This window comes from Variovorax sp. AB1(2024) (assembly GCF_037482385.2).
Classification (GTDB): domain Bacteria; phylum Pseudomonadota; class Gammaproteobacteria; order Burkholderiales; family Burkholderiaceae_C; genus Variovorax.
Map to the genome: position 1 here is coordinate 408289 of NZ_JBBHKP020000001.1, position 24934 is coordinate 433222.

At 67.4% G+C, this 24934-nt stretch carries 27 protein-coding genes; 8 read left to right on the forward strand and 19 right to left on the reverse strand.

Annotation, left to right across the window (positions count from 1 at the left end; all coding sequences use genetic code 11):
* Nucleotides 1-12 precede the first annotated feature (12 nt).
* Genes WIX39_RS02025 through WIX39_RS02040 form a run of 4 tightly spaced genes read right to left on the reverse strand, consistent with a single transcriptional unit; the run spans nucleotide 13 to nucleotide 2642 of the window.
* Nucleotides 13-645, reverse strand: coding sequence for an alpha/beta hydrolase (locus WIX39_RS02025; RefSeq protein ID WP_081270389.1), 633 nt, complete (start codon nucleotides 643-645; stop codon nucleotides 13-15).
* Between the two features lie 36 nt (nucleotides 646-681).
* Nucleotides 682-1035: a (2Fe-2S) ferredoxin domain-containing protein gene (locus WIX39_RS02030; RefSeq protein WP_081270390.1), complete on the reverse strand. Its 354-nt coding sequence runs from the start codon at nucleotides 1033-1035 to the stop codon at nucleotides 682-684.
* A 9-nt stretch (nucleotides 1036-1044) separates the two neighbouring features.
* On the reverse strand, nucleotides 1045-2193 hold the full coding sequence (locus WIX39_RS02035; RefSeq protein WP_172839937.1) for a VanZ family protein: 1149 nt from the start codon (nucleotides 2191-2193) through the stop codon (nucleotides 1045-1047).
* 20 nt (nucleotides 2194-2213) lie between these two features.
* Nucleotides 2214-2642 (reverse strand): CopD family protein, encoded by a 429-nt coding sequence (locus tag WIX39_RS02040; protein WP_106936575.1) that lies wholly within the window; start codon nucleotides 2640-2642, stop codon nucleotides 2214-2216.
* 364 nt (nucleotides 2643-3006) lie between these two features.
* Here WIX39_RS02040 and hemB point away from each other — a divergent pair, with 364 nt between their 5' ends.
* Nucleotides 3007-3993: a porphobilinogen synthase gene (gene hemB / locus WIX39_RS02045; protein ID WP_285415124.1), complete on the forward strand. Its 987-nt coding sequence runs from the start codon at nucleotides 3007-3009 to the stop codon at nucleotides 3991-3993.
* Between the two features lie 19 nt (nucleotides 3994-4012).
* Entirely contained in the window at nucleotides 4013-5146 is a 1134-nt protein-coding gene (locus WIX39_RS02050; RefSeq protein WP_081270393.1) for a magnesium transporter CorA family protein, read from the forward strand.
* Nucleotides 5147-5234: 88 nt separating this feature from the next.
* On the opposite strand, the gene WIX39_RS02055 is transcribed toward WIX39_RS02050, so the two are convergent.
* The gene (locus WIX39_RS02055; protein ID WP_081270394.1) at nucleotides 5235-5603 is read right to left on the reverse strand and encodes a DUF4148 domain-containing protein; all 369 of its coding nucleotides are present in this window, start codon (nucleotides 5601-5603) and stop codon (nucleotides 5235-5237) included.
* Nucleotides 5604-5823: 220 nt separating this feature from the next.
* On the reverse strand, nucleotides 5824-6150 hold the full coding sequence (locus tag WIX39_RS02060; RefSeq protein WP_106937643.1) for an alpha/beta hydrolase: 327 nt from the start codon (nucleotides 6148-6150) through the stop codon (nucleotides 5824-5826).
* A 117-nt stretch (nucleotides 6151-6267) separates the two neighbouring features.
* Here WIX39_RS02060 and WIX39_RS02065 point away from each other — a divergent pair, with 117 nt between their 5' ends.
* A complete protein-coding gene (locus WIX39_RS02065) occupies nucleotides 6268-7176 on the forward strand; it encodes a LysR family transcriptional regulator (RefSeq protein WP_081270395.1) in 909 nt (302 codons plus the stop codon).
* Between the two features lie 45 nt (nucleotides 7177-7221).
* Here the strand turns inward: WIX39_RS02065 and WIX39_RS02070 are convergent, their stop codons facing one another.
* Nucleotides 7222-7905 carry a dienelactone hydrolase family protein gene (locus WIX39_RS02070; protein ID WP_106936573.1) on the reverse strand — a complete coding sequence of 228 codons (684 nt, stop codon included), beginning with the start codon at nucleotides 7903-7905 and terminating at the stop codon, nucleotides 7222-7224.
* A 61-nt stretch (nucleotides 7906-7966) separates the two neighbouring features.
* Complete coding sequence (locus tag WIX39_RS02075; protein WP_106936572.1) at nucleotides 7967-8572, reverse strand: 2-hydroxychromene-2-carboxylate isomerase; 606 nt, start codon at nucleotides 8570-8572, stop codon at nucleotides 7967-7969.
* A 71-nt stretch (nucleotides 8573-8643) separates the two neighbouring features.
* Between WIX39_RS02075 and WIX39_RS02080 the strand changes: the two genes are divergently transcribed.
* Nucleotides 8644-9390, forward strand: coding sequence for an SDR family oxidoreductase (locus WIX39_RS02080; RefSeq protein ID WP_106936571.1), 747 nt, complete (start codon nucleotides 8644-8646; stop codon nucleotides 9388-9390).
* A 3-nt stretch (nucleotides 9391-9393) separates the two neighbouring features.
* Nucleotides 9394-10047 (forward strand): MarC family protein, encoded by a 654-nt coding sequence (locus tag WIX39_RS02085; protein ID WP_081270399.1) that lies wholly within the window; start codon nucleotides 9394-9396, stop codon nucleotides 10045-10047.
* Nucleotides 10048-10051: 4 nt separating this feature from the next.
* Here the strand turns inward: WIX39_RS02085 and WIX39_RS02090 are convergent, their stop codons facing one another.
* From WIX39_RS02090 to purT, 10 genes are all read right to left on the reverse strand, one after another.
* On the reverse strand, nucleotides 10052-10525 hold the full coding sequence (locus WIX39_RS02090; RefSeq protein ID WP_106936570.1) for an EVE domain-containing protein: 474 nt from the start codon (nucleotides 10523-10525) through the stop codon (nucleotides 10052-10054).
* Between the two features lie 7 nt (nucleotides 10526-10532).
* A complete protein-coding gene (locus WIX39_RS02095) occupies nucleotides 10533-11699 on the reverse strand; it encodes an ABC transporter substrate-binding protein (RefSeq protein WP_409194428.1) in 1167 nt (388 codons plus the stop codon).
* 34 nt (nucleotides 11700-11733) lie between these two features.
* Complete coding sequence (locus tag WIX39_RS02100; RefSeq protein ID WP_409194429.1) at nucleotides 11734-13590, reverse strand: AMP-dependent synthetase/ligase; 1857 nt, start codon at nucleotides 13588-13590, stop codon at nucleotides 11734-11736.
* An 8-nt stretch (nucleotides 13591-13598) separates the two neighbouring features.
* Entirely contained in the window at nucleotides 13599-14372 is a 774-nt protein-coding gene (locus tag WIX39_RS02105; RefSeq protein WP_409194430.1) for an ABC transporter ATP-binding protein, read from the reverse strand.
* 457 nt (nucleotides 14373-14829) lie between these two features.
* Nucleotides 14830-15651, reverse strand: coding sequence for an ABC transporter ATP-binding protein (locus tag WIX39_RS02110; protein ID WP_285415086.1), 822 nt, complete (start codon nucleotides 15649-15651; stop codon nucleotides 14830-14832).
* On the reverse strand, nucleotides 15648-16724 hold the full coding sequence (locus WIX39_RS02115) for a branched-chain amino acid ABC transporter permease (protein WP_081270405.1): 1077 nt from the start codon (nucleotides 16722-16724) through the stop codon (nucleotides 15648-15650). The genes WIX39_RS02110 and WIX39_RS02115 overlap by 4 nt, the downstream gene beginning before the upstream one ends.
* A 95-nt stretch (nucleotides 16725-16819) precedes the next feature.
* Nucleotides 16820-17695 carry a branched-chain amino acid ABC transporter permease gene (locus WIX39_RS02120; RefSeq protein WP_106936565.1) on the reverse strand — a complete coding sequence of 292 codons (876 nt, stop codon included), beginning with the start codon at nucleotides 17693-17695 and terminating at the stop codon, nucleotides 16820-16822.
* 14 nt (nucleotides 17696-17709) lie between these two features.
* A complete protein-coding gene (locus WIX39_RS02125; protein ID WP_409194431.1) occupies nucleotides 17710-18552 on the reverse strand; it encodes a helix-turn-helix domain-containing protein in 843 nt (280 codons plus the stop codon).
* Nucleotides 18553-18673: 121 nt separating this feature from the next.
* Nucleotides 18674-19615, reverse strand: coding sequence for an alpha/beta hydrolase (locus tag WIX39_RS02130; RefSeq protein WP_081270433.1), 942 nt, complete (start codon nucleotides 19613-19615; stop codon nucleotides 18674-18676).
* Nucleotides 19616-19689: 74 nt separating this feature from the next.
* On the reverse strand, nucleotides 19690-20892 hold the full coding sequence (gene purT / locus WIX39_RS02135; RefSeq protein ID WP_106936564.1) for a formate-dependent phosphoribosylglycinamide formyltransferase: 1203 nt from the start codon (nucleotides 20890-20892) through the stop codon (nucleotides 19690-19692).
* Nucleotides 20893-21067: 175 nt separating this feature from the next.
* On the opposite strand from purT, the gene WIX39_RS02140 reads away from it, so the two are divergent.
* The 3 genes from WIX39_RS02140 to WIX39_RS02150 are packed head-to-tail and all read left to right on the forward strand — an operon-like array spanning nucleotide 21068 to nucleotide 24130.
* Nucleotides 21068-21916: a 3-hydroxybutyryl-CoA dehydrogenase gene (locus WIX39_RS02140; protein ID WP_106936563.1), complete on the forward strand. Its 849-nt coding sequence runs from the start codon at nucleotides 21068-21070 to the stop codon at nucleotides 21914-21916.
* Between the two features lie 37 nt (nucleotides 21917-21953).
* The gene (locus WIX39_RS02145; protein WP_106936562.1) at nucleotides 21954-22769 is read left to right on the forward strand and encodes a crotonase/enoyl-CoA hydratase family protein; all 816 of its coding nucleotides are present in this window, start codon (nucleotides 21954-21956) and stop codon (nucleotides 22767-22769) included.
* Nucleotides 22770-22801: 32 nt separating this feature from the next.
* Entirely contained in the window at nucleotides 22802-24130 is a 1329-nt protein-coding gene (locus WIX39_RS02150; protein ID WP_409194432.1) for a serine hydrolase domain-containing protein, read from the forward strand.
* A gap of 12 nt (nucleotides 24131-24142) precedes the next feature.
* Here the strand turns inward: WIX39_RS02150 and WIX39_RS02155 are convergent, their stop codons facing one another.
* A complete protein-coding gene (locus WIX39_RS02155; protein ID WP_081270411.1) occupies nucleotides 24143-24922 on the reverse strand; it encodes a type III pantothenate kinase in 780 nt (259 codons plus the stop codon).
* Nucleotides 24923-24934 lie beyond the last annotated feature (12 nt).

Here is a 24934-nt window from a genome sequence, read left to right on the forward strand (position 1 = left end):
CCTGCAAGGCCTTCACGCAGCGCCCGCGCGAAGATGGCGGGCAACAAGACTTTTGAGCAGCGGCAATTGTCCGTGAAAGAAATGGCCGCCCCCGGGGATGACTGTGACGGGAAGTGACTGCGGCCGCGCCCAGTCCATCACGGCGGACAGGGCCACGGTGTCGTCGGCCTCGCCATGGATGACCAGCGCGCGCTCGTGCGCCTCGACCGGCAGCGGCGCCACCACATTGCGCGCGGCGGCGGTGCCGACCAGCACGATCTGCCGCACGTCGCGCTCGGCCCACAGCCTGGAAACGGCGCCGCTCGCGACAAAGGCCCCGAACGAGAAACCGGCAATTGCCAAGGGGCCTTCGGGCGCCAACTGGCGGACGACATCCAGCATGTCTTCCAGTTCGCCGCGCCCCTCGTCGTGCACGCCCTCGCTGGCACCCACGCCGCGGAAATTGAAGCGCACCGCGGTCCAGCCGCCGGCGACGAAAGCCCTGGCCAGCGTCTGCACCACCTTGTTGTCCATGGTGCCGCTGAAAAGCGGATGGGGATGGGCGATGACGGCAACGCCGCGCGGCGTCTCGGCGGGCTGATCGCGCTGCACTTCGATGCGGCCGGCGGCGCCCTGGAGGGTGATCTTTTCGGTCTGGGAATTCATTGGCACAAAGTACGAGCAGAGGGAGCGGCGGAAAGTTCAGCGCCCTATATCGGGCGGCAGCAGCAGCCGCTCGACGACTTCGCCGTTCTTGAGGTGGGATTCGACGATCTCGTCGATGTCGTCGCCGTCGACGAAGGTGTACCAGACGGCCTCCGGATACACCACCGCGACCGGCCCGCCCGCGCAGCGGTCGAGGCACCCGGCCTTGTTCACGCGGACCTTGCCGGGCCCGGAAAGCCCCGCTTCCTTGACCTTGGCCTTGCAGCGGTCGAAGCCCTCTTGCGCGTTGTGCAAGGCACAGGAGTCCTCGCCGTTCTTGCGCTCGTTGAGGCAGAAGAAGATGTGGCGACCGTAATAGCCGGACGGCGCGGCGGTTGAGGAGTTGGGCATCCGCCGATTTTAGTGACCGCCCCTTGCGGCCAGCCCGCCATCGCCGCTGCCGCGCCCTCGCCGCGAGAGCGCCGCCACCACGTAGGCCAGCACGGCAAAGGGCCACGCCCAGCCCAGCCATTGGGCCAGTCCATGGAAGCGGATGAAGCGCCCCTGCTCCCACGTGGCCAGGGTCTGCGCGAAATACGCGCTCTCCGGCGCCTGGTTGAGCAGGCTGAGCTGCAGCACCAGCCCGGCGAGCAGCAAGGCCGCGCACAGCCGGCGCGGCGCCAGCAGCAGCAGCATGCCGGCAAAGAGCGCGGCCGCCATGCCGACCTGCACCGGCAGGTCCAGCCAGGCCCAGGCGTGCGTGGGCCCGTAGCTCAGCGCCGCCGACAACGCCGAGGCCGCCACGCCGGTCAGCAGGATCAGCGGCAGCATGACCACGCGCTGCACGACGGAGCGCGCCACCAGGTAGCCCAGCAGGCAAGGCACCAGCGCCCCGAGCATCACGCACAGCAGCTCCACCGCGGGAACCAGAGGCTCGAGTTCGAACTGGCGCAGCGGCAGCCAGTCGATGAAGGGCGTGTCGAGCAGCCACTCGGAGATCGCGACCTCCAGCCGCTCGAACACCTGCCCGAGCCCGAAGGTGACAGCCGCCGGGAACAGCAGCGCAAACGGCCAGAGCGCCAGCAGCACCAACCCGCCGCGGGATTCCTCGACGAACCACTGCGACCGCGCGCGGCTCCAGTGCGCAATGGCGCCGAGCCGCTCCAGCCCCGCCGCCAGCACGGCGCCGATGACCGTGCCCGCCGTGTTCAGGGCCAGGTCCACGTTCGAAGGAATCCGCACCGGCAGATAACTCTGCAGCGTCTCCATCGAAAAGGCGATGGCCGCGCCGGCCGCCGTGGCACGCAGCACCACCCGCCACGCGCTGGCGCCGCCGCGCGTTCGAAGCACCGCCAGCGCGCACAGGAACCCGAAGGGCACGTAGCCCGCGACATTGACCGCGAAGTCGAAGCCCGTCCAGTACTTGGGCCAGGGCGCCCAAAGGTAGGCCCAGGGGGCGATGCCCTGGTCGCGCCAGTCGGCGAACGGATACAGGCTGGCGTAGACGATCAACGCCGCATAAGCGAGCGCCAGCGGCAACGCGGCGGACTTGTGCGGCTTCTCCACCATGGCCACCATGCCTGCCGGTGTCAGAACGGCTTGACCACCACCAGGATCACGATGCCCAGCAGCAGCAGCACCGGCAGTTCGTTGAACCAGCGGAACCAGCGGTCGTTGCGCCGGTTTTCTCCCGCCACGAAGCGGCGCAGCAGCACACCGCAACCGTGGTGATAGCCGATGGCCACCAGCACCAGCGCCAGCTTGGCATGCATCCAGCCGTTGCCCGGGCCGCGTCCGATGCCGTAGCCAAGCCAGAGCCAAAGGCCGAAGCCGAGCGCCGGGACCGCCAGGAAGGTCGTGAACCGCAGGAGCTTGCGAGCCATCAGCAGAAGCCGATCGCGCTCGGCCTTCGACTCCGGCGGCACCATGGCCAAATTAACAAAGATGCGCGGCAGGTAGAACAACCCGGCGAACCAGCTTGCGATGAAAACGATGTGGAGAGATTTGACCCAGAGCATGGCGGCAGTTTAGTGGCGCACCTCTCTTGCCCCTCTGAAACAAGGCTCTGGAAGACCTTCGGGCAAAAAAAAGCCCGACGTCTTCACGTCGGGCTGGGAAGCCCTTTTGCTGTCACACATCAAGGCACCCGCTCAGGGAGGAAAAGCGGGGAGCGGCAAGCCGCCCGCCTCAGAATTTAACAAAGACGAAACAAGGTTTCAAGCGACTGTGGCACTTTCTTTGACATTTAAACCAAAAATTTGAAAACCTTCGGCCTACGAATTACCGTAGTTGTCAGACAACCGACTCCGCAGCGCCAGTACTGCGAAAGGTGGCTTCAGGCACAATTTTGGGCATATGAAGTCATCAAATTTACCTTTGGCCATGTTCCCCGCCGGCCGGCCACGACGCCTGCGCCGCGACGCATTCACCCGCAATCTGGTGCGCGAACATGCCCTGACGGTCAATGACCTGATCTACCCGGTCTTCGTGCAGGAAGGCGAGAAGCGGCGCGAGGCGGTGCCGTCGATGCCCGGCGTGGATCGCCTGAGCCTCGACCTGCTGCTGCCGGTTGCCGAGCAATGCGTCGAGGCCGGCATTCCGGTGATGGCGCTGTTCCCGGTGATCGACGCCGGCCTCAAGACGCCCGACGGCAGCGAGGCCTTCAACCCCGACGGGCTGATTCCCCGTGTTGTCGCCGCCCTGAAGGCGCGCTTCCCGGAACTGGGCGTGATGACCGACGTCGCCCTCGACCCCTACACCAGCCACGGCCAGGATGGCGTGCTCGACGACACCGGCTACATCCTCAACGAGGAAACTGTCGAGCTCCTGGTGAAGCAGGCACTCACACAATCGCAAGCCGGCGTGGACATCGTGGCCCCCAGCGACATGATGGACGGCCGCATCGGCGCCGTCCGCCAGGCGCTCGAAGCCCGGGGCGACATCCACACGCGCATCATGGCCTACAGCGCCAAGTACGCCAGCGCCTTCTACGGCCCCTTCCGCGACGCCGTCGGCTCGGCCTCGACGCTCGGCAAGAGCAACAAGAAGGTCTACCAGATGGACCCCGGCAACAGCGACGAGGCACTGCGCGAAGTGGCGCTCGACATCGCCGAAGGCGCCGACATGGTGATGGTGAAGCCCGGCATGCCGTACCTCGACATCGTGCGCCGCGTGAAAGACGAGTTCCGCGTGCCCACCTTCGCCTACCAGGTGAGCGGCGAATACGCCATGCTCAAGGCCGCCGCCCAGAACGGCTGGCTCGACCACGACGCCGTGGTGCTCGAAAGCCTCTTGGCCTTCAAGCGCGCCGGCGCCGACGGCGTGCTCACGTACTTCGCGCTCGACGCCGCGCGCCTCCTGAAGAAGTAACGGCCCGCCGGCACCGGGCATGCGCATTTTCGAAATCGACCGTTCGCGGGTCAGCGAACACGCGGCGCTGGCGCCGCTGGCCGTGCCGGGCGCGTGCGGCGCCGGCGGCTATCTCTGGATCTCGCTCACGCGCGAGGAATTCAAGGCCTCGCTGGCCGAAGTGCAGCAGATCCTGCAGACCCTCTGCCTGACGCAGCTGGTCGACCTGCACGTGGCCGACCTGCTCAACGAGCAGTTGCCCTCGCACTACGACTACACCTCGAAGTACGACGTGCTGGTGTTCCGGCGCCTGGCCAGCGGCAACGGCAACGCCAAGGGGACCGAGGCGCCGCCGCCAGCACCCCGCAGCGGCCCGCCGGTGCTGCGCCGGGTCGACACCCGCCCGGTCGGCTTTGCCGTGTTCGACCGCGTGCTGCTGTCGGTGCACCCGGAAGACGGCGCGGTGCGCGACGCCTTCGCCGCCCGCCTGCTGGCCGCCGCCTCGCCCGACGGCCAGGGCGCCCCCGCGCTCGACGTGCGCTCCACCTCGGCGCGGCTGCCGACGAGCCCCTCGGACCTGATGCTTCGCGTCATCAACCAGATCGTCGACAGCTACCTGGATCTGCGGCGCGAGCTCACCAAGCAGCTGGACCACTGGCAGACCGAGCTGATCGACCCGCGCAGCCGCTTCACCAACTGGAGCGCGCTGATGGAGGCACGCCAGTCGCTGCACCACCTGGACGAGATCTGCGAGGACCAGCGCGCCGCCATGCAGGACTGGATCGACTCTCTGGAGACCCTGCCCGTGCCCAAGGGCGAGGCGGAGCAGCGCGAGCGCGAACTCATCATGATCCGCAGCCGCGACGTGCTCGAGCACATCGAGCGGGTGGTGCACCACGTGCACCGGCTCGAGCAGAACGCCGAGACGGCGGTGCAGATGCATTTCAGCGTCCAGGGCCACCGCGCCAACGACATCATGCGGGTGCTGACGGTGCTGACCGCCGTGTTCCTGCCGCTGAACCTGATCGCGGGCATCTTCGGCATGAACTTCGAGTTCATCCCGCTGGTACACAAGGCGGACGGCTTCTGGATCGCGATGACGTCGATGCTCGTCATCGCCGTGCTGCTGGTGCTGATTTTCTGGCGCAAGCGCTACCTCGCCCGCACGCGCTGATCGCCGCGCCCATGAAAAAAGGGGCCACGCTGCGCGCGTGGCCCCTTTTTCAATCCGGCGGCCCCGAAGGGCGGCCGTCTAGTCCGTCTTACTTGGCGGTTGCGCCAGCACCTTGCTGGGCTTGAACGCGAACGTCCATCGGGTGCTGCATGGTCGAGATGACCTTGCTGTTGACGCGCGAGCCGCCGGTCACGTTCTGGTCGGGAGCGTAGGCGGTGCGAACGGCTTCTGCCTGGACGATCGAACGGTCCTTCGACACGGCGACCGTTTCCGGGCCGCGCGAACCGCGGGTCACGTTCTGGTTCGGCGCCGATGCGGTGCGCACGGCTTCGGCGTTCACGTCGGCACGGCTCTTGGTCGAGACGGCGGTGTTCACGCCTTCGTAGGTTTCTGCTTGCGCGCCGGCGGCGGCGAACAGGGTCAGGGCGGCAGCTGCGAGGATTTGCGAGGTCTTCATATTCATTTCTCCTGGATGTTCGTTGGATCGTTTGTCCACCAGGCTTGCATGGTCGCTTGCCTGTGCAGCGAGTTTCGGGGCGAATCACATGGCCGAAACGCGCCAATCAGAGACACCGTGTTTCCTCTATTGAAACAATGACGACATGAAGGCATGCAAGCAAAAAGGCCGGACCGGTTCGCACCGGTCCGGCCCCTTGCAAATGCCTCTACGCCAGTGGCTACGGACGCCCGGTGCCGATCTGCGGCGGCACTTCACTGTTGAAGAAGGCGCGGCGGTCGAGGTTCTGGTTCGGCGCATGGGCGGCGGCCACGGCTTCGGCCCGAACCGACGCCCGGTCCCGCACGCCGGGCCGCGAGCGCAGGGGCTCCGGCACCACGTCGCCATAGATGTTGCCGGCGCGCGCCGCGGCGTCCGCCCCCGCCGCCACGTCGGCCCGGCTGGTCGTGGCCTGAAGCGGCTGAACCGGCGCGTAGCCCTGGGCCCGCACACCGGCGGCGGCCAGCATCGACAGGGCTGCTGCGGCAATGATGTTCGAGGTCTTCATGTCGGTTCCTTCGGTCAAGCGGCGGCGTGTAACCGAAGTGTCGCCCAATCCGGCTAGGAAAAACCCGGGAGAATCGAACCATCGCGTTCCCAAAACGGAAACAATGGGCTCATTCACATGGACAGTCTCGATCTGATCAGAACCTTCCGGGAAGTCGCCTCCCACGGCAGCTTTTCCCAGGCAGCCAAGAGGCTCGACATGTCGAAGGCCACGGTCAGCAAGTATGTGGCCGAGCTGGAAACCCGCTTCGGCGTGCGTCTCCTCAACCGCTCCACGCGCTCCGTGAGCCTCACCGACGCCGGCCAGCTGCTGCTGGAGCGCAGCACGCCGATGCTGGAGATGGTCGAGCTCACCCAGTCGGAACTGCAGGAGCGCGCCAGCCAGCCCAGCGGACGGCTGCGCATCTCGGCCCCGCACGGCATGGGCAGCGGCGAATTCCCGAACCTGCTGGCCGATTTCATGCGCTACTACCCCGACGTGACGATCAGCCTGCAGCTGACCAACCGCACCGTCGACCTCGCCGAGGAAGGCATCGACGTCGAGCTGCGCAGCGGTCCGGTCGAGGACGCCAACCTCATCGTGCGCAAGCTGCGGCTCATGAACATGGTGGTCTGCGCTTCCCCGGTCTACTGGAAGAAGCACGGCAAGCCCGAGCATCCGCGCGATCTTTCCAGCCACGAAGCCCTGACGTTCTCGCTGCTGGGCCAGCAGCCGGTCTGGCGCTTCGACGACAACGGCACGCCGCTCGACGTGCCGGTGAAAAGCCGCATGGACTGCACCGAAGGCGCGCCGCTCATCCGCGTGGCGATGCATGGTTTCGGCGTCATCTACCTGCCGTCGATCCTGGTGCAGTCGCACCTGGACCACGGCGAACTGGTGCCGGTGCTGCAGGACTACGCCCGCAAGGACATGTGGCTTTCGGCCGCCTACCTGCAGCGGCGCCACAACAGCGCCGCGCTGCGCGCGCTGCTCGACTTCCTGCAGACCCGCGTGGGCCCCGGCAGCACGCCGCGCAAGAGCCATTGAAAAACCCGGCAGCGCCGGGTTTTTTCATTCAGCGCGGCAACCCGCTCAGCCGAGATGCTTGGCGAAGAACGCCAGCGTGCGCTCGCGCGCCAGCTTGGCAGCGTCCGCGTCGTACGAACCGCGCTGGTCGCAGTTGAAGCCGTGGCCGACCGGGTACACATGCACTTCCACTTCGGGATGCGCCTTCTTGAAGGTCTCGATGGTGTCCAGCGGAATCCAGTGGTCCTGGTTGCCGAAGTGCGCGAGCACCGGCACCTTGGGCTGGCGAGCGGTTTCTTCCGGCGTGGTCATGCCGCCGCCGTAGTACGGCGCCGCCGCCGACAGGCCCGGCAGCAGCGCGGCCGCGCGCCACACCAGCAGGCCGCCCCAGCAGTAGCCGACGATGCCGACCTTGCCGGCCTTCGACGCATAGGCGATCGACGCCTCGATGTCCTGCAGCACGCCGGGCGCGGGCAACGCCTCGACCGCCGTCTTCAGGCCGAAGCCGTTCTTCATGTCATCGTCCGAATAGCCCAGCTCCACGCCCGGCTTGACGCGATGGAAGGTCGACGGCGCCACGGCGAGGTAGCCCTCGGCCGCATAGCCGTCGGCCACCGAGCGGATGTGCGAGTTCACGCCGAAGATCTCCTGCACCACGACCACCGCGCCGCGCGGCTTGCCCGCGGGTTCGGCCACGTAGGCGGGAAAAGTGAAGCCGTCCTTGGCGGTGAGATCGATGAATTGGCCCATGTGCTGTTACTCCTGGATGGTGAATCGAAACAGATAAATGAATGAATGAACGGACGCCGGGCTACGCGCGCAGCGCCCGTTCGACGAAGTCGAGGCGATCCTGCCCCCAGAATATTTCGCCATCGATCACGTAGCTCGGCGCGCCGAAGACCTGGATGTCGATGGCCTCCTGCGTGTAGGCCTCGTAGCGCTCCTGCACCGCCTGGCTCTGCGACTGCTCGGCGCGCTTGGCCGGCAGGCCGCACTCGGCGACCAGCGCTTCGAGCACGTTCGGGTCGCCGATGTTCCGCTCCTGCACCCACACCGCTTCGAACACCGCCGCGCACATGCGCAGGGCGGCGTCGGTGCCGTCGTGCAGGTCGACCGCGATGATCAGCCGGGCCGCGTCGTCCCCGGCGACCGGAAAGAACTTCGGCTTCGGATTCAGCGGCAGTCCCAGGTGGCGCGAGAAGCGCTCGAGTTCGACCAGCCGGTAGGCCTGCCGCTGCGGTGCCCGCTTGCCCAGCGGCAGCCCGCCCGACACCGGGAACACGCTGCCCATGTCGATGGGCCGCACCCGCACCGTGGCGCCCGCGGCCTTGGCGATCGCCACGAAGCGGGAATGTCCCAGATACGTCCACGGGCTCTGCGGAGGAAAGTAATAGTCGATCGTCTTGCTCGTGCTCATTCGCATGCCCCCGGTGATGTAATCAGCCGACGGTTTTAACTGACGCGCAGTTTCTCTGCAGGAGGTAGGTTTTGGACCAGGTGCTCTTGATCACGGGCGGCGGGCGCGGCATCGGCGCCGCCACCGCGCGGCTCGCCGCGAAGCGCGGCTATGCGGTCGCCGTCAACTACGCCAGCAATTCGCTGGCCGCCGACGAAGTGGTGCGCGCCATCCGCGCGGAAGGCGGCACGGCCATGGCGGTGCGGGCCGACGTGGGCGACGAGGCCCAGGTGCTCGCCATGTTCGAGCAGGTCGACGCCAAACTGGGCCGCCTCACCGCGCTGGTGAACAACGCGGGCATCGTCGACGTGACGGCCCGCGTCGACGAAATGAGCGTGGCGCGCCTGGAGCGCATGTTCCGCATCAACGTGATCGGCAGCTTCCTGTGCGCGCGCGAGGCCGTGCGCCGCATGAGCACGAGGCACGGCGGCACGGGCGGGGCCATCGTCAACGTTTCCAGCGGCGCCTCGCGCCTGGGCTCGCCGGGCCAGTACGTCGACTACGCCGCGAGCAAGGGCGCCATCGACACCTTCACCGTCGGCCTGGCCAAGGAAGTGGCGGACGAAGGCATCCGGGTGAACGCGGTGCGCCCCGGCGTGATCGACACCGAGATCCACGCCTCCGGCGGCCTGCCCGACCGCGCCGCCGCGCTGGGCCCGCAGATCCCGATGAAGCGCGCCGGCACCGCCCACGAGATTGCCGGCGCCATCCTATGGCTGCTGTCGGCAGAGGCCAGCTACACCACGATGGCATTGCTCGACGTCACCGGAGGCCGCTGAGCCATGAGCACATCGATGGACCTGATCAAGCCGCTGGTCACGCTGGTGGCCATCGTCAACCCGCTGGCCATCGTGCCTTTCTTCATCCACTACACCCAGGGCTACAGCGACGCGCAGCGCCGCCACACGGTGCGCATGTCGGCCTTCAGCGCGTTCGTGGTCATTGCCGTGAGCGCGCTGCTGGGGCTGCAGCTGCTGTCGTTCTTCGGCATCTCGATCGCGAGCTTCCAGGTCGGCGGCGGGCTGCTGCTGCTCATGAGTTCGCTGTCGATGCTCAACGCCAAGCCGGCCGAGAGCAAGACCAACGTCGAAGAGCTGCGCGCCACCGAGGTCAAGGCGTCGATGGGCGCGTCGATTGCCGTGGTGCCGCTCACCATTCCGCTGCTCACCGGGCCGGCCACCATTTCCACCGTGGTGATCTACGCCGACAAGGCGCAGCACCTGTGGGAGCTTGCCATCCTGGTGGGCTACGGCGTGGTGGTGGCGCTGGCGACCGCCCTGGCGTTTTCGCTCGCGCAGCCGATCGCGCGCGTGCTCGGCAAGACCGGCATCAACATCATGACGCGGCTGATGGGCCTGATCCTCGCGGCGCTCGCGGTCGAGGTGATGGCCGACGGCCTGGGCAAGCTGTTCCCGATCCTGAACAAGATCGGCTGAGCCTTCAGGCCAGCATCTTCTCGATGATCTTCCAGTGCACCGGCTCCACCGGCGTGATCGACAGCCGGTTGCCCTTGCGCAGCACCACCAGGTCGGCCAGCTCGGGCCTGGCGCGCAGCTCGGGCAGCGCCAGCAGCCGCGTCTTGCGCAGCGCCTGCACGTCCACCAGCAGCCAGCGCGGATCTTCCGGCTTGGCGCCCGCGTCGTAATAGGGCGACTTCGGGTCGAACTGCGTCGGGTCGGGCTTGATGCCCGAGGCCACCCGCGCGATGCCGGCAATGCCCGGCTCCGGGCAGCTCGAGTGATAGAAGAGCACGCCGTCGCCGACCTTCATGCCGTCGCGCATGAAGTTGCGTGCCTGATAGTTGCGCACGCCGGTCCACGCCACGGTGGCGTCGGGCGCGGCGAGCGCATCGTCGATCGAGACCTCGTCGGGCTCGGATTTCATCAACCAGAAACTGGGGGAATGGGTGGGCATGGTCCCGTCATGGTGTCACATAGTCCGACACCACCACCCACTTGCCGTCCTTGATCTGCGACAAGCGCGACTGGTCGTTGCCCAGGCGCTTGGTGGCCGTGTAGGTGCTCTTCGGGCTGCCGAACATGTCGGGCTCGAAGGTGATGCTGTCCATCGCCTTGATGAAGCTGTCGGTCGTGAGGTTCGGGCCGGCCTTGGTCGCGGCCTTGATGAACGAGTCGATGATCACGTAGCCGTACACCGAGAACACGGTCGGGTCTTCGTTGAACTTGGTCTTGTACTTGTTGGCCCAGAAGCGCAGCGGCTGCGATTGCTCGTCGGTGTAGGGGTTCTGCACCGTCATGGTGGCGTAGACGCCGTCCATCGCCTTGCCGCCGAGCTTGTGGATCAGGTCGGTGTAGGCCGCGCTGGAGCCCAGGAAGGTCGGGTTGAAGCCGGTCTTGCGCGCCTCGCCCACGGTGCCGATGGTCTCGCGGATGATGGTGCCGAGCACAACGAGGTCGCAGTTGGCGGCCTTCATCTTCGCGACCTGCGAGCTGAAGTCGGTGGCGCCGCGCTTGAACGAAGTCTTCTCGGCCAGCTCCATGCCCGCGGCCTTCAGGCCCGCCTCGGCGCCGCGCTGCACCTCCAGGCCGAACTCGTCGTCCTGGTAGATGGTGCAGACCTTCTTGGCGGCCTTGTCCTTGATCATCTTCGGAAGGGCCAGGCGGATCTGGTCGTAGTAGGTGGCGGCGAACGAATACTTCAGCCGGTTCAGCGGCTCGTACATTTCGCGCGCCGCGGTGATGGGCATGTAGTTGATGACGTTCTTGTCGAACTGCACCGGCATGGCCGCCATGTTCTGCGCCGTGCCGATGTGGCCGGCCATGATGAAGATCTTTTCCTGGTTCACCAGCTTCTGCGCGGCCAGCACGGCCTTCTTCGGGTCGTAGCCCGAATCTTCCACGAACAGCTTGAGCTTGCGCCCGTTGACGTTGCCCTGCTCGTTGAGTTCGTCCACGCGCAGCTGCATGCCGTTGCGCGCCTGCTTGCCGAAGCCCGCCAGCGGGCCCGACAGGTCCTGGATGGTGCCGATGCGGATCTCGTCCTTGGTCACGCCCTGCTGCTGTTGCGCGGACGCAAGCGTCGCGGCCAGGCCCAGCACGGCCAGCGTCGTCAGTGTCTTGAGCTTCATGCGGTTGTCTCCTCGGGTTGACGAAAAAAACGGATCACCGGTACATGGCTTCTATGCGCTCGGCGTACTTGGTCTGCACCAGCTTGCGCTTGAGCTTCATCGTGGGCGTGAGCTCCTCGTCCTCGGCGCTGAGCTGCGTCTCGAGCAGGAAGAATTTCTTGATCTGCTCCACGCGCGCGAACTTGGCGTTGACGCGGTCGATCTCGCCCTGTATCAGGTCCAGCACTTCCTTCGTGCGCGTCAGGCTCTCGTAGTTGCTGAACGGCACGTCGTTGTCCTGCGCAAACTTCTCGACGTTCTCCTGGTCGATCATGACGATCACCGTGAGGTAGGGCTTCTTGTCGCCGATCACCACGGCGTCGGTGATGTAGAGGCTGAACTTGAGTTCGTTCTCCAGCTCGCTCGGCGTGACGTTCTTGCCACCTGCCGTGATGATGATGTCTTTCATCCGGTCGGTGATGCGGAAATACCCGTCCTCGTCCATCACGCCGACGTCGCCCGTGTGCAGCCAGCCTTCGGCGTCGATCGTCTCGGCCGTTTTCTCCGGCAGGTTGAGGTAACCCATGAAGACATTGGGGCCGCGCACCAGGATCTCGCCGGTGGCCGGGTCGATGCGCACCTCGTTGTAGCCCGTGGCCGGCCCGATGGAGCCGGGCTTGATGCGCGTGGCCGGCACCGCGGTGGAAGCGCCGCAGGACTCCGTCATGCCCCACACCTCCAGCATCGGCACGCCGAGCGCCAGGTACCACTTGACCAGCTCGGGCGAAATCGGCGCCGCGCCCGTCACGAGAAAACGCGAGCGATGGATGCCGATGAGCTTGCGCGCGTTGTCCAGCGCCAGCAGCCGCGCGAGCCTGAACTTGAGCTTGAGCCCCGCGCCGACCGGCTCGCCGGCCAGCACTTTCGCCGCAATGGCTTCGCCCACGCCGATGCTCCACCTGTAGGCAGCCTGCTGCAGCGGGCTCGCTTCCTTCAGCGCGATCATCACGCCCGAATAGAACTTCTCCCACACGCGCGGCACCGCGGTGAACACGGTGGGCGCGATCTCGCGCACGTTCTCCGGCACGGTCTCGGGGTTCTCGACGAAGTTGAGGATGGAGCCGGTGTACATCGCGAAGTACTCGCCGCCCATGCGCTCGGCGATGTGGCACAGCGGCAGGAAGCACATGCGCTCGTCTTTCTCGTCCTGCGCGATGAGCGTGTTGTAGCCGCGCGCGGTGTACACCAGCCCCGCGTGGCTGTGCATGGCGCCCTTGGGCTTGCCGGTGGTGCCCGATGTGTAGACGAGGATGGCGAGGTCTTCGGGCCGGCAGGCGGCCACGGTGCGCTCCACCGCCTGCGGATCGGCCGACAGGCGCGCGCGCCCGAGTTCGCGCAGCGCATCGAGGCTCATCACGCCCGGGTCGTCGAGGTCGCGCAGGCCTTCCATGTCGAACACCACGATGCGGCGCAGGCCCGGCAGGCCGGCGCGCACTTCGAGCGCCTTGTCGAGCTGCTCGTCGTCTTCCACGAAGAGCACGGTGGTGCGCGAGTCTTCGCACAGGTAGTGCACCTGCGAGGCGGCGTCGGTCGGGTAGATGCCGTTGGACACGCCGCCGCAGCTGAGCACGGCCAGGTCGGCCAGCACCCATTCGATGACGGTGTTCGACAGGATGGACGCGCACTCGCCGGGCGCGAAGCCGATGGCCTGCAGGCCGGCCGCGATCTCGCGCACCGCGTCGGCGGTCTGGTGCCAGCTCCAGCTGCGCCAGATGCCGAGCTCTTTCTGCCGCATCCAGACGGTGTCGCCACGCTGCTTGACGGCATTCCAGAACATCGCGGGAATGGTGTCGCCGGGCACGACGACGTCGAGCCGGGGTTCGAAGGTATTGAGGTCCCAGAGTCCTTGCATGGCGGCGGCTACCTCCAGGTCTTCTTCTTTTTCCAGCGCCGCTCGCCGCGCACGCCGTCGTCTTTCACGCCGAGATAGAACTCCTTGATGTCTTCCTTTTCCCTCAGGCGTTCGCAGGCGTCTTCCATCACGATGCGGCCGTTCTCCAGCACGTAGCCGTGGTCGGCCGCATTGAGCGCCATGTTGGCGTTCTGCTCGACCAGCAGGATGGTGGTGCCGCGCTCGCGGTTGATGCGCACGACGATCTCGAAGATTTCCTTCGTCAGCTTGGGGCTCAGGCCGAGGCTGGGTTCATCCAGAAGAATGAGATGCGGCGCGGCCATGATGGCGCGCGAGATGGCCAGCATCTGCTGCTGCCCGCCGGAAAGAAGGCCCGCGTCCTGCGTCGCGCGTTCGCGCAGGATCGGAAAGTAGGCATAGACGGTTTCCATGTCGCGCGCCACGCCGTCGCGGTCCTTGCGGGTGTAGGCGCCCATCAGCAGGTTGTCCTTCACCGACAGCAGCGGAAACACTTCGCGGCCTTCGGGCACGTGACTCAGGCCTTGCTCGACGATGTAGGCCGGGTCCTTGGCGGTGATGTCCTTGCCCTGGAATTCGATGCTGCCTTTTCTCGGGTCGATGATTCCGGAGATCGTCTTCAGGATCGTCGTCTTGCCTGCGCCGTTCGAACCCAATACCGTTGCGATCTCGCCCTGCCTTACTTTCAGGCTCACGCCTCTGATGGCCTTGATGGGGCCGTAGGCGCTCTCTACATTGAGGAGCTGGAGGACGGCGTCGCTCATTTTTTTGCGCTTTCGTTCGGGGAGCGGCGTTGGGGCCCCTGTCTCCGGCGGGCCGACGTCACCGGCCCTTCGGGCTTCCCTGCGCTGCTCGCGACGGGCGGGGTCTCGCAGAACTCGCTTCGCTCAGACAGCTGCGAGCCCTGATCCGCCCGCCGCTGCGCTGCTCGGCGGTGCCTCAACGGCCCACCGGAGACAGGGGCCCCAACGCCGTGGACACGCTCAAGTAGTTTCCAACGCCGGCCAAGCCCGGTGTGCGGTGCGGGGCGGGCGCCCCCTCTGTGCCGCTGAGGAGCGCAGCTTTCCGCGGATAAGGGCCCGCCCTTGTTTGAGCGAAGCGAGTTTGGGCGGGACCCCGCGGAAAGCGAGCACCGGAAGGGAGCCCGAAGGGCCGGCATAGCGGGGGCGCCCGCCCCGCACCGCATACCGGGCGTCCCCAAAGAGGCAACGAACAAGGCATTCACGCCGCCACCCTCCTCAAGCTGCTCACGTCGTCCACAGTCCCAAGGTAGGCCTCGACAACACGCGGATCAGCCTGCACCTCACCGGGCGTTCCAGTAGCCAGCACCTCCCCCATGTTCATCGCAAGCACCCGGTCGGACACCTTGGAAACAAGCGACATGTCGTGCTCGACCATCAGCACCGACACCCCCAGCTCATGCTGGATGTCCTGGATCCAGAAAGCCATGTCCGCCGTCTCTTCGACATTGAGCCCCGACGACGGCTCGTCGAGCAGCAGCAGCTTGGGCTCCGTGCACAACGCACGCGCCAGTTCGACGACCTTGCGAACGCCATAGGGCAACCCCGCCACCATCGAATCGCGATGGTGCTGCAGGTCCAGCAGCTCGATCACCTGCTCCGCCTTCTCCCGCGCGGCAATCTCCGCACGCCGCGTCGCAGGCGTGAAGAACACCTCGCTCCAGAACCCCGTCTGCCGATGCGTGTGCCGGCCGATCAGCAGGTTGTGCAACACCGTCGCATGCTCGAACAACTCGATGTTCTGGAAGGTCCGCGCAATACCGAGCGCCGCAATCGCATGCGGCGCCTGCTGCGTCAGCGGCAACGGGCCGCCCTCCTCGCCATGCCACGTGATTTCGCCCGTCGTCGGCGTGTAGATGCGGCTGATCAGGTTGAACACCGTCGTCTTGCCCGCGCCGTTAGGCCCGATCAGCGTGAACACCTCGCCGCGGCGCACATCGAAGCTCACCTTGTTGACCGCCAGCACCCCGCCGAAGCGCACGCTCAGCTCCTTCGCGGAGAGAAGAATGTCGCCGCTGCTCATCTCAACCGGTCCGACTTGGTGAACGACTTCTGCCGCTTGAACAACCCCTTGCGGTAGAACGGAAAGAGCTGCAGCCAGGTCCGGATCTTCAGCCAGCGCCCGTACAAGCCCAGCGGCTCGAACAGCACGAACGCGATCAGCACCAGCCCATACACCAGCCCCTGCAACCCCGGCGCCTGTCCGATGGCCTCCGGCAGCCAGTCCTTGCCGATGGAGATCAGCTGCGGCATCGCGATCAGGAAGATCGCGCCCAGGAACGCGCCGTGCACCGAGCCCAGCCCGCCGATCACCACCATCAGCAGCAGGTCAATCGACTGCAGGATGCTGAACTGGTCTGGCGAGATGAAGCTCAGCTTGTGCGCGTACAGCGCGCCGCCCAGCCCCGCCAGCGCGGCCGAGATCGCGAACGACATCGTCTTGTAGCGCGCCAGGTGAATGCCCATGCTCTGCGCGGAAATTTCCGAATCGCGGATGGCGACGAAGGCTCGCCCGGTCGGCGAGCGCAGCAGGTTCAGGATGCCGAGCGTGGCCAGCACCGCCACCACCAGGCAAAGAAAGTAGAAGCCGTCGCCCGAGCCCAGCGACCAGCCGAAGAGCTGCGGCGACTTCACGTGCAGCCCCGCGTTGCCGCCCGTCACGCTCTCCCAGCGCGCGAACACTTCTTCCACGATGAAGCCGAAGGACAGCGTCGCAATGCCCAGGTAGATCCCCTTCACGCGCAGCGCCGGCAGCGCGACCACGACGCCCACCGCGGCCGACAGCCCCGCGGCGGCCACCAGCGCCAACGGAAACGGCACGCCCAGGTTCGTCAGCACGCCCTGCGTGTACGCCCCCGCGCCCAGGAACGCCGCATGCCCGATGGAGAACTGCCCCGTGAACCCGGCCAGCAGCATCAGCCCCAGGCCGACGATGCCGTAGATCAGCACGAAGGTCAGCTGTGCGAGCCAGTACTCGTCGATGACCCACGGCGCGGCGATGAGGAACGCAACGAGCAGGCCGTACCAGAACACATGGCCGCCGTGCCGCGCGAGGCGGATGTCCTGGTCGTAGCTCGTTTTGAAGATGAAGCGCATGGTTCAGGTCCGCCGCCGGGCCGCCCCAAGGCGGACCTGCGCCCCCTCGGGGGGCAGCGAGTACACGAAGTGACGAGCGTGGGGGCGCATTTTCTTTAAACCTTCTTGCGCAGCTTCTCGCCGAACAGGCCGTTCGGCTTGATCATCAGCATCAGCAGCACCACGATGTACGGCGCCGTGTCCTTGAAACCGTCGGGCAGGTAGAAGCCCGCGAAGGACTCGACGATGCCGATGACCAGCCCGCCGACGATCGCGCCCGGCAGGCTGCCGAAGCCGCCCACCACCGCCGCCGGAAAGGCCTTCAGCCCGATGAAGCCCATGTTGGCGTGCACGAAGGTGATGGGCGCGAGCAGCATGCCCGCGATGGCCGCGACCGCCGCCGCCAGGCCCCACACCAGCCCGTTGAGCCGCTTCACCGGAATGCCCATGTAGTAGGCGGCCAGCTGGTTCTGCGACGAGGCCTGCATCGCGATGCCGAGCTTGCTGTAGCGGAACATCGCGAACAGCAGGCCGCACAGCACGGCGGTGGCGATGATGATCGCGAGCTGTTCCAGGTTGACCACCAGCTCGCCCAGCTTCCAGATCTGGTCCTTGTAGGGCACGGCCAGCGTGTGCGTCTCGGTGCCGATGCCGGGCACCATGGTGACGACGCCGCGCGCCACGTAGGCGATGCCGATGGTCAGCATGACGATCGAGAACTGCGGCTGCCCGAGGATCGGCCGGATCACCACCAGTTCCAGCAGCACGCCGAAGGCCGCCATCGCCACCACCGCGAGGATGGCCGCCAGCCAGAACGGCATGCCGAACAGCGACATGCCCGCGAACGCACCGAAGGCGCCGAGCATCATCAGGTCGCCCTGCGCAAAGCTCACCGTCTCCGTGGCCTTGTAGATCAGCACGAAGCCCAGCGCGATCAGGCCGTAGATGCAGCCTTGCGCAATGCCCGACAGCAGCAGTTGAAGGATCTGCATGCCCGTCGCCCGCGCTACTGCCGGAACCCGCCGGCCAGGTCGTGCAGCGCGAGGCGGCGCGAGCCTGCCACGATGTCGCTGGGCTTGAGGCCGTAGACCTGGCGGATCGAATGGCTGAAGTGGGTGGAGTCGGGGTAGCCGGTGTCGAGTGCGATGTCGGTGAGCGTGCTGCCCTGCTGCACGTAGCGCAGCAGGCTTCGCGCGCGCTTCCAGGCGCGGAATGCCCGAAAGGCCATGCCGGTCTCCTGCTTGAACAGGTGCAGGAAGCGTGAGAACGACAGGTGCACCGAGGCCGCGCACTCCTCGGCCGACATCGCGGCGGCGGGGTCTGCGTTGATGGCGTCGGCCACCTTGCGGATGCGCGCATCGAGCGCGCGCGGCGCGAGCGCCTCGCCGAAGAACAGCGCGTCGAAGTCGAAGCCCTCGAAGTTCATGCCGCGCGCCGAAGCCGCCAGCAGGTGCGCATGGCCCTCGCGCACGCGCTGCACGAAGGCCGGCGCATCGACCGGGCCGCAGTGCTGCATGAACGCCGGCAGGCGCGCGGGGTCGACCGACTCCGACTCGACCAGCAGGTTGAAGATCAGCGGATGCGCGCTCTCGACCTGGTGCGGCACGTGCGGCGGCACGACGATGAATTCACCGGTGAGCCATGCGCCGCCACCCACGCGGATGCGGTTCGGCGGCGCGCCGGCAGGCGACACGTACACGCCGTGCCCGCCCATCGTGCGCTCGGCGGCGGCGCCGAGCAGGCCGGCATAGAACACGCGGTGCGGCGTGAGCCACATCAGGCGTTCGCCCTGCCGTGCGGCGCCGCTCAGGCTGGTGTGCGCTGGCGGCGGCGTCCTCGTTCGCTGCATGGTGTTTGTCTCCTGCATCGGTGGACTGCCACTCTGTGGTGGCGTCTTTGTTGGCTGGATCGTAGCGGCGCGGGCCGTCTGCGCGGCATCGATTTGCGCGGGGACTTTCCCTAGGCCACCGCTACGCCGCGGCAAAGGCGCGGCGCAGTTCGCCCGCGCACAGCGCCACCGCGGTGTTGGCCTCGTCGAGCACCTTGCCCATCGGCACGAAGCCGTGGATCTGCCGCTCGAAGCACACGTACACCGCGCGGTTGCCGGCGGCGGTGAGCGCATCGGCATACGCGGCGCCTTCGTCGCGCAGCGGGTCGTAGCCGGCGGTGATCACCAGGGCCGGCGGCAGCTTCGACAGGTCGGGGTGCAGCAGCGGCGAGGCGCGCCAGTCGACGTCGTGCGCCGGGTCGGTGATGTAGTGGTCGTGGAAGTAGCTCATGGTGTCGCTGGTCAGCAGATAGCCCTGCCCGTTGCTCTGGTGCGAGGGGTGCACGCGGCGCATGTCGGTGGCCGGGTAGATCAGCAGCTGGAAGGCGATGGACAGGTCCCCCGCATCGCGCGCGGCGATCGCCACCACGGCCGCGAGGTTGCCGCCCGCGCTGTCGCCGCCCACGGCCAGGCGGCTCGCATCGAGCCCCAGCGTCGCGGCCTCGCGGCGCACCCAGCGGGCGGCGGCCAGCGCGTCGTCGAAGGCGGCGGGGAAGCGGTGCTCCGGCGCCATGCGGTAGTCGACCGCGACCACCGCGCAGCCGGCGCCGTTGGCCAGCTCGCGGCACAGCACGTCGTGCGTGTCGAGGTCGCCGATGACCCAGCCGCCGCCGTGGTAGTACACCAGCACCGGCAGCGGGCCGGCGCCCGAACCCAGCGGCCGGTACAGGCGCACCGGGATGGTGCCGTGCGGGCCGTCGGCCGCGAGGTCGCGCACTTCGGCCACTTCGGCCGGCAGCGGCTGGGTGGCGGTGCGGCGATCGCGGTAGAAGGCCCGCGCATCGGCGGGCGAGAGGGTGTGCGTCGGCGGAATGCCGCGCGCCTCGATGAGGTCGAGCAAGGCGCGAGCCTGGGGATGCAGCATGGTGTCTCCGGTGGATTCGCCCGACCATGCCCGCGCCATCGCGGCGCGGCTTGCGGAAACTGGCTACGCCCCGCTCAGGCCTTGCGCGGCTTCACGCGCGAGGCGGCTTCCTTGGCGAGCTTGCGGGCCGTGTCGGTGTCGCCTGCGTGCACCAGCGCCACGCCCATGCGGCGCTTGGTGAAGCTCTCCGGCTTGCCGAAGAGGCGGATGTCGCTGCCGGGCACTTGCAATGCGTCGGCCACGCCGTCGAAGGCGATGCCGGTGGCGTCCACGCCGCCGTAGATCACCGCGCTGGCGCCCGGGCTCTTGAGCGAGGTGTCCACCGGCAGGCCGAGGATGGCGCGCGCATGCAGCTCGAATTCGTTCTGCCACTGGGTGGCCATGGTGACCATGCCGGTGTCGTGCGGGCGCGGGCTCACTTCGCTGAACCACACCTCGTCGCCCTTCACGAACAGCTCCACGCCGAAGAGGCCCTGGCCGCCCAGGTCGGCGGTGACGGCCTGCGCGATCTGCTGCGCCTTCTGCAGCGCGGCGGGGGCCATGGGGTGGGGCTGCCAGCTTTCGACGTAGTCGCCGCTCACCTGCACGTGGCCGATGGGGTCGCAGAACTTCGTTTCCAAGGCGCCGGAGGCATCCTTGGCGCGCACGGTCAGCAGGGTGATCTCGTAGTCGAAGTCGATGAAGCCTTCGACGATCACGCGGCCATGGCTCACGCGGCCGCCGGCCATGGCGTAGTCCCAGGCCTTCTGCACGTCGGCGGGGCCGTCGATCTTGCTCTGGCCCTTGCCGGAGCTGCTCATCACGGGCTTGACGATGCAGGGGTAGCCGATGCCCTCGTCGATGGCGGCCTGCAGCTCGGCCAGCGAGTCGCAGAACTTGTAGGGGCTGGTGGGCACGCCCAGCGTCTCGGCGGCCAGGCGGCGGATGCCTTCGCGGTCCATCGTGAGGCGGGCGGCGCGGGCGGTGGGAATGACGCGCACCACGCCGGCGTCTTCGAGCTGCTGCAGCATGGGCGTGGCGATGGCCTCGATCTCGGGCACCACCAGCGCGGGCTTCTCGGCCTCGATCAGCGCCTTGAGCTGCTCGGGGTCGCTCATGGTGATGGTGCGGGCATGGTGGGCCACCTGCTGGCCGGGGGCGTTCTCGTAGCGGTCGACGGCGATGGTCTCGACGCCGAGGCGCTGCAGGGCGATCAGCACCTCCTTGCCGAGTTCACCGGAGCCGAGCAGCATCACGCGGGTGGCGGAGGGGGAAAGGGGGGTGCCGAGGGTGGTCATGGTCGGGGATCGGGAAAAGAGGGGAAAAAAGCAACCGCAGCACTGTAAGCCACCCGCGCGGCGCAGGTGTCACACGCGGCAACGGCGGGGCCGTGGGGCTGATTCACAATCGATGTTCCTGCCGCGGCGACCGCCCCGTGCACCCCACTTTTTCGTTTCTTCAAGGAGTTCTCTCATGGCTATCCAGACTGTCGGCATCATCGGCGCCGGAACAATGGGCAACGGCATCGCGCAGGCCTGCGCGGTGGCCGGCGTGAAGGTGGTGATGGTCGACATCGCCCAGGCGGCGGTCGACAAGGGCCTGGCCACGGTGTCGGGCAGCCTCGACCGCCTCATCAAGAAGGAAAAGCTCACCACCGAGCAGAAGACCGCCGCGCTGGCCCTCATCCAGGGCTCCACCAGCTACGAAGACCTGAAGAGCGCGCAACTGGTCATCGAGGCGGCCACCGAGAACCACGCGCTCAAGCTCAAGATCCTCAAGCAGGTCGACGAGATGCTGGCGCCCGAGGTCATCATCGCCTCGAACACCTCGTCGATCTCGATCACGCAGCTGGCCGCCGCCACCTCGCGCGCCGACCGCTTCATCGGCATGCACTTCTTCAACCCGGTGCCGATGATGGCGCTGGTGGAGCTGATCCGCGGCTACCTCACGAGCGACGCCACGCACGACACGGTGAAGGAACTGGCCGAGCGCCTGGGCAAGTCGCCGATCACGGTGAAGAACGCGCCGGGCTTCGTGGTCAACCGCATCCTGGTGCCGATGATCAACGAGGCTTTCTTCGTGCTGGCCGAAGGCATCGCCACGGCGGAAGACATCGACGCCGGCATGAAGCTGGGCTGCAACCAGCCCATCGGCCCGCTCGCGCTGGCGGACATGATCGGCCTGGACGTGTGCCTGGCGGTGATGGAGGTCTACCTCGAGCAGTTCGGCGACTCCAAGTACCGCCCCTGCCCGCTGCTCAAGGAAATGGTGGCGGCGGGCCAGCTGGGCCGCAAGACCGGCCGCGGCGTGTACACGTACTGAGCCGCGCAGCCATAACGACAACACGGAGACAACACCGATGACCGCGACCCCCACCACCCCGCCCGCAGAAGGCTGCATCGACACCCAGGTGCTCGGCCACGTGCTGCTGATCGGCATCAACCGCCCGGCCAAGCGCAACGGCTGGACGCCGCCGATGTTCAGGCAGCTGGCCGAGGCCTACACCCGGCTCGACGACGACCCGGACCTGCGCGTGGGCGTGCTGCATGCGTTCGGCGACCACTTCACGGCGGGCCTCGACCTGCCTGCGGTCACCGAGTACATGAAGCGTGGCGAGAAGGCCATTCCCGCCGGCCTGGTGGAGCCGCACGACTTCGGCCTGCCCGGCTACCGCCGCCGCACCAAGCCGATGGTGGTGGCCGTCAAGGGCATCTGCTTCACGGTGGGCATCGAACTGATGCTGGGCGCGGACATCGTGGTGGCGGCAGACAACTGCCGCTTCTCGCAGATGGAAGTGCAGCGCGGCATCATGGCCACGGGCGGCGCCACGCTGCGCATGGCCGAGCGCGCGGGCGTGGGCAACGCGATGCTGCACCTGCTCACGGCCGACGAGTTCGACAGCGCCGAGGCCTATCGCCTCAACTTCGTGCAGAAGGTGGTGCCGGCCGGGCAGGAGCTCGATGCGGCGCTGGCCATCGCCCAGCGCATCGCGGCGCAGGCGCCGCTGGCGGTGGTGGCCACGCGGCTCAACGTGATCAAGGCGGTGGAGCAAGGTCCGCTGGCGGCGGTGTCGGAATTCATCGAGACGCAGAAGCGCCTGTCGAACAGCGAGGACGCGGTCGAAGGCGTGCGCTCTTTCGTCGAACGCCGGCCCGCGCGCTTCAGCGGCCGCTGATTCCCCCGTCTTCACCCAGAACAACAAACAACATGTCCGTCTTCATTCGCACGGCGCTTGCCGCTGCATTCACCCTGCTCGCCGTGAACACCACTTCCGCCCAGACCTCCACGCCCGCCGCGCTGCCGGACCCCGCGGCCACTTCGGTCGACGCGATGGGCTGGATGAAGGGCTTCCCGCCCCCGCCCGACAAGCTCATCACCTTCGACAACCCGGCCGGCGGCGTGTTTCCGCGCACCCGCTGGAGCTTCTCGCACGTGCGCGAGACCGTGCCCACCGTCAACGTGTGGCGCGGCGCCGGCGCGGCCAGCCCGCTGCCGTCGGGGACCTCGCCGGTCCAGATCGAGGCCGTCACGTTCAAACCCCTGGGCAGCGACCAGACGCTCAACTTCGCCCAGATGATCTCCGGCACCTACACCGACGGCATCCTCGTGATGCACCGCGGCAAGGTGGTCTACGCAAAGTACTTCGGCGCGCTCACGCCCGAGCGTCCGCACATCGCGATGTCGGTCACCAAGTCCTTCGTGGGCACGCTGGCCGCCATCCTCGCGGACGAAGGCAGGCTGGATCCGGCCGCGCCCGTCACCAGATACATCCCCGAGCTGAAGGACACGGCATACGGCGACGCCACCGTGCGCCAGGTGATGGACATGACCGTGGGCGTGCACTACTCCGAGAACTACGCCGACCCCAAGGCCGAGATCTGGGACTACGCCCGCGCCGGCGGCATGCTCACCCAGGGCCAGAACTACACCGGACCGAAGTCGTTCTACGAATTCCTGGTCACGCTGAAGAAGGAAGGCGAGCATGGCGATGCCTTCGCCTACAAGACCGTCAACGCCGAGGTGCTGGCCTGGATTCTTCGCCGCGCCAGCAACCAGTCGCTGGCCGACCTGCTGAGCGAGAAGATCTGGCGGCGCATCGGCGCCGAGCAGGACGCCTACTTCATGGTCGACCGCATCGGCACCGAGTCGGGCGGCGGCGGCCTGAACACCGTGCTGCGCGACCTGGCCCGCTTCGGCGAGACCATGCGCAACGACGGCCGCGCGTCCAACGGCCAGCAGGCCATTCCGAAGGCGGTGGTGGAAGACATCCGCCGCGGCGGCGACCCGGCCAAGTTCGTCAAGGCCGGCTACCCGCTGCTGCAGGGCTGGTCTTACCGCGACATGTGGTGGGTCTCGCACAACCCGCATGGCGCCTACATGGCGCGCGGCATCCACGGCCAGAGCATCTATGTGGACCCGAAGGCCGAGATGGTCATCGTGCGCTATGCGGCGCATCCGGTGGCGGCCAACGGCGCGAACGACCCGCTGACGCTGCCCGCGTTCCAGGCGATGGGCGAGGCGCTGATGCGCCGCTGAGCCCGGCGAGGCTCAGCCGCGTGCTTCAGCGATGACCAGCAGCCCGTCCATGATCAGGCTCTCGACCAGCTCGAAATGCCCGTTCATGACGGGCGCCATCTTCCAGCCCGCGCCGCCGGTCATGTAGCAGGCCGGCTCGGCGCCGCAGTGCGAGCGCACGTGCTGCACCATCCGCTCGACGGCGCCGGCGATGGCGTAGGTGCCGCCGCTGGTGAGCGCGTCGCTGGTGTTGGTGGGAAATTCGCGCACTTCGCCGGTCGGCACATGCAGCCCGGCCGTGCCCGACTCCAGCGCGCGCAGCATGATGCCGTGGCCCGGCAGGATCAGGCCGCCGAGGAACTTGCCTTCGGCATCGATCGCCTCGACCGTCACGGCCGTGCCGATCAGCACCACCACCATCGGCCGCGGCGGCTCGCCCGGCTGCTCGGCCAGCATGCGGTGGCGCGCGCCGATCATCGCCACGAAGCGGTCGGCGCCCAGCCGGGTCGGGTGGTCGTAGCCGTTGACGATGCCGGCCTCGCCCGCGCTCGGCATGACCCAGCGCGGCGTGCAGTCGAAGCGCTCGACGATCTGCTCCTCGGCGCGGCGGCGCACCGCGTCGCCGGCCACCACGCAGCCCAGCATGGCGCCGGGCGCGGGCAGGTCGGCCCACGGGCCGTCGGCCAGCCGCTCGATGTGGTCCAGGAATTCCGCTCCCTGCGCCTGCAACACGGCGCCGGGGCGGGCCGCATCGTAGAGCGCCCACTTGAGGCGGGTGTTGCCGATATCGATAGCGAGGAAGGGGGATGCCATGCGCCGGATTAT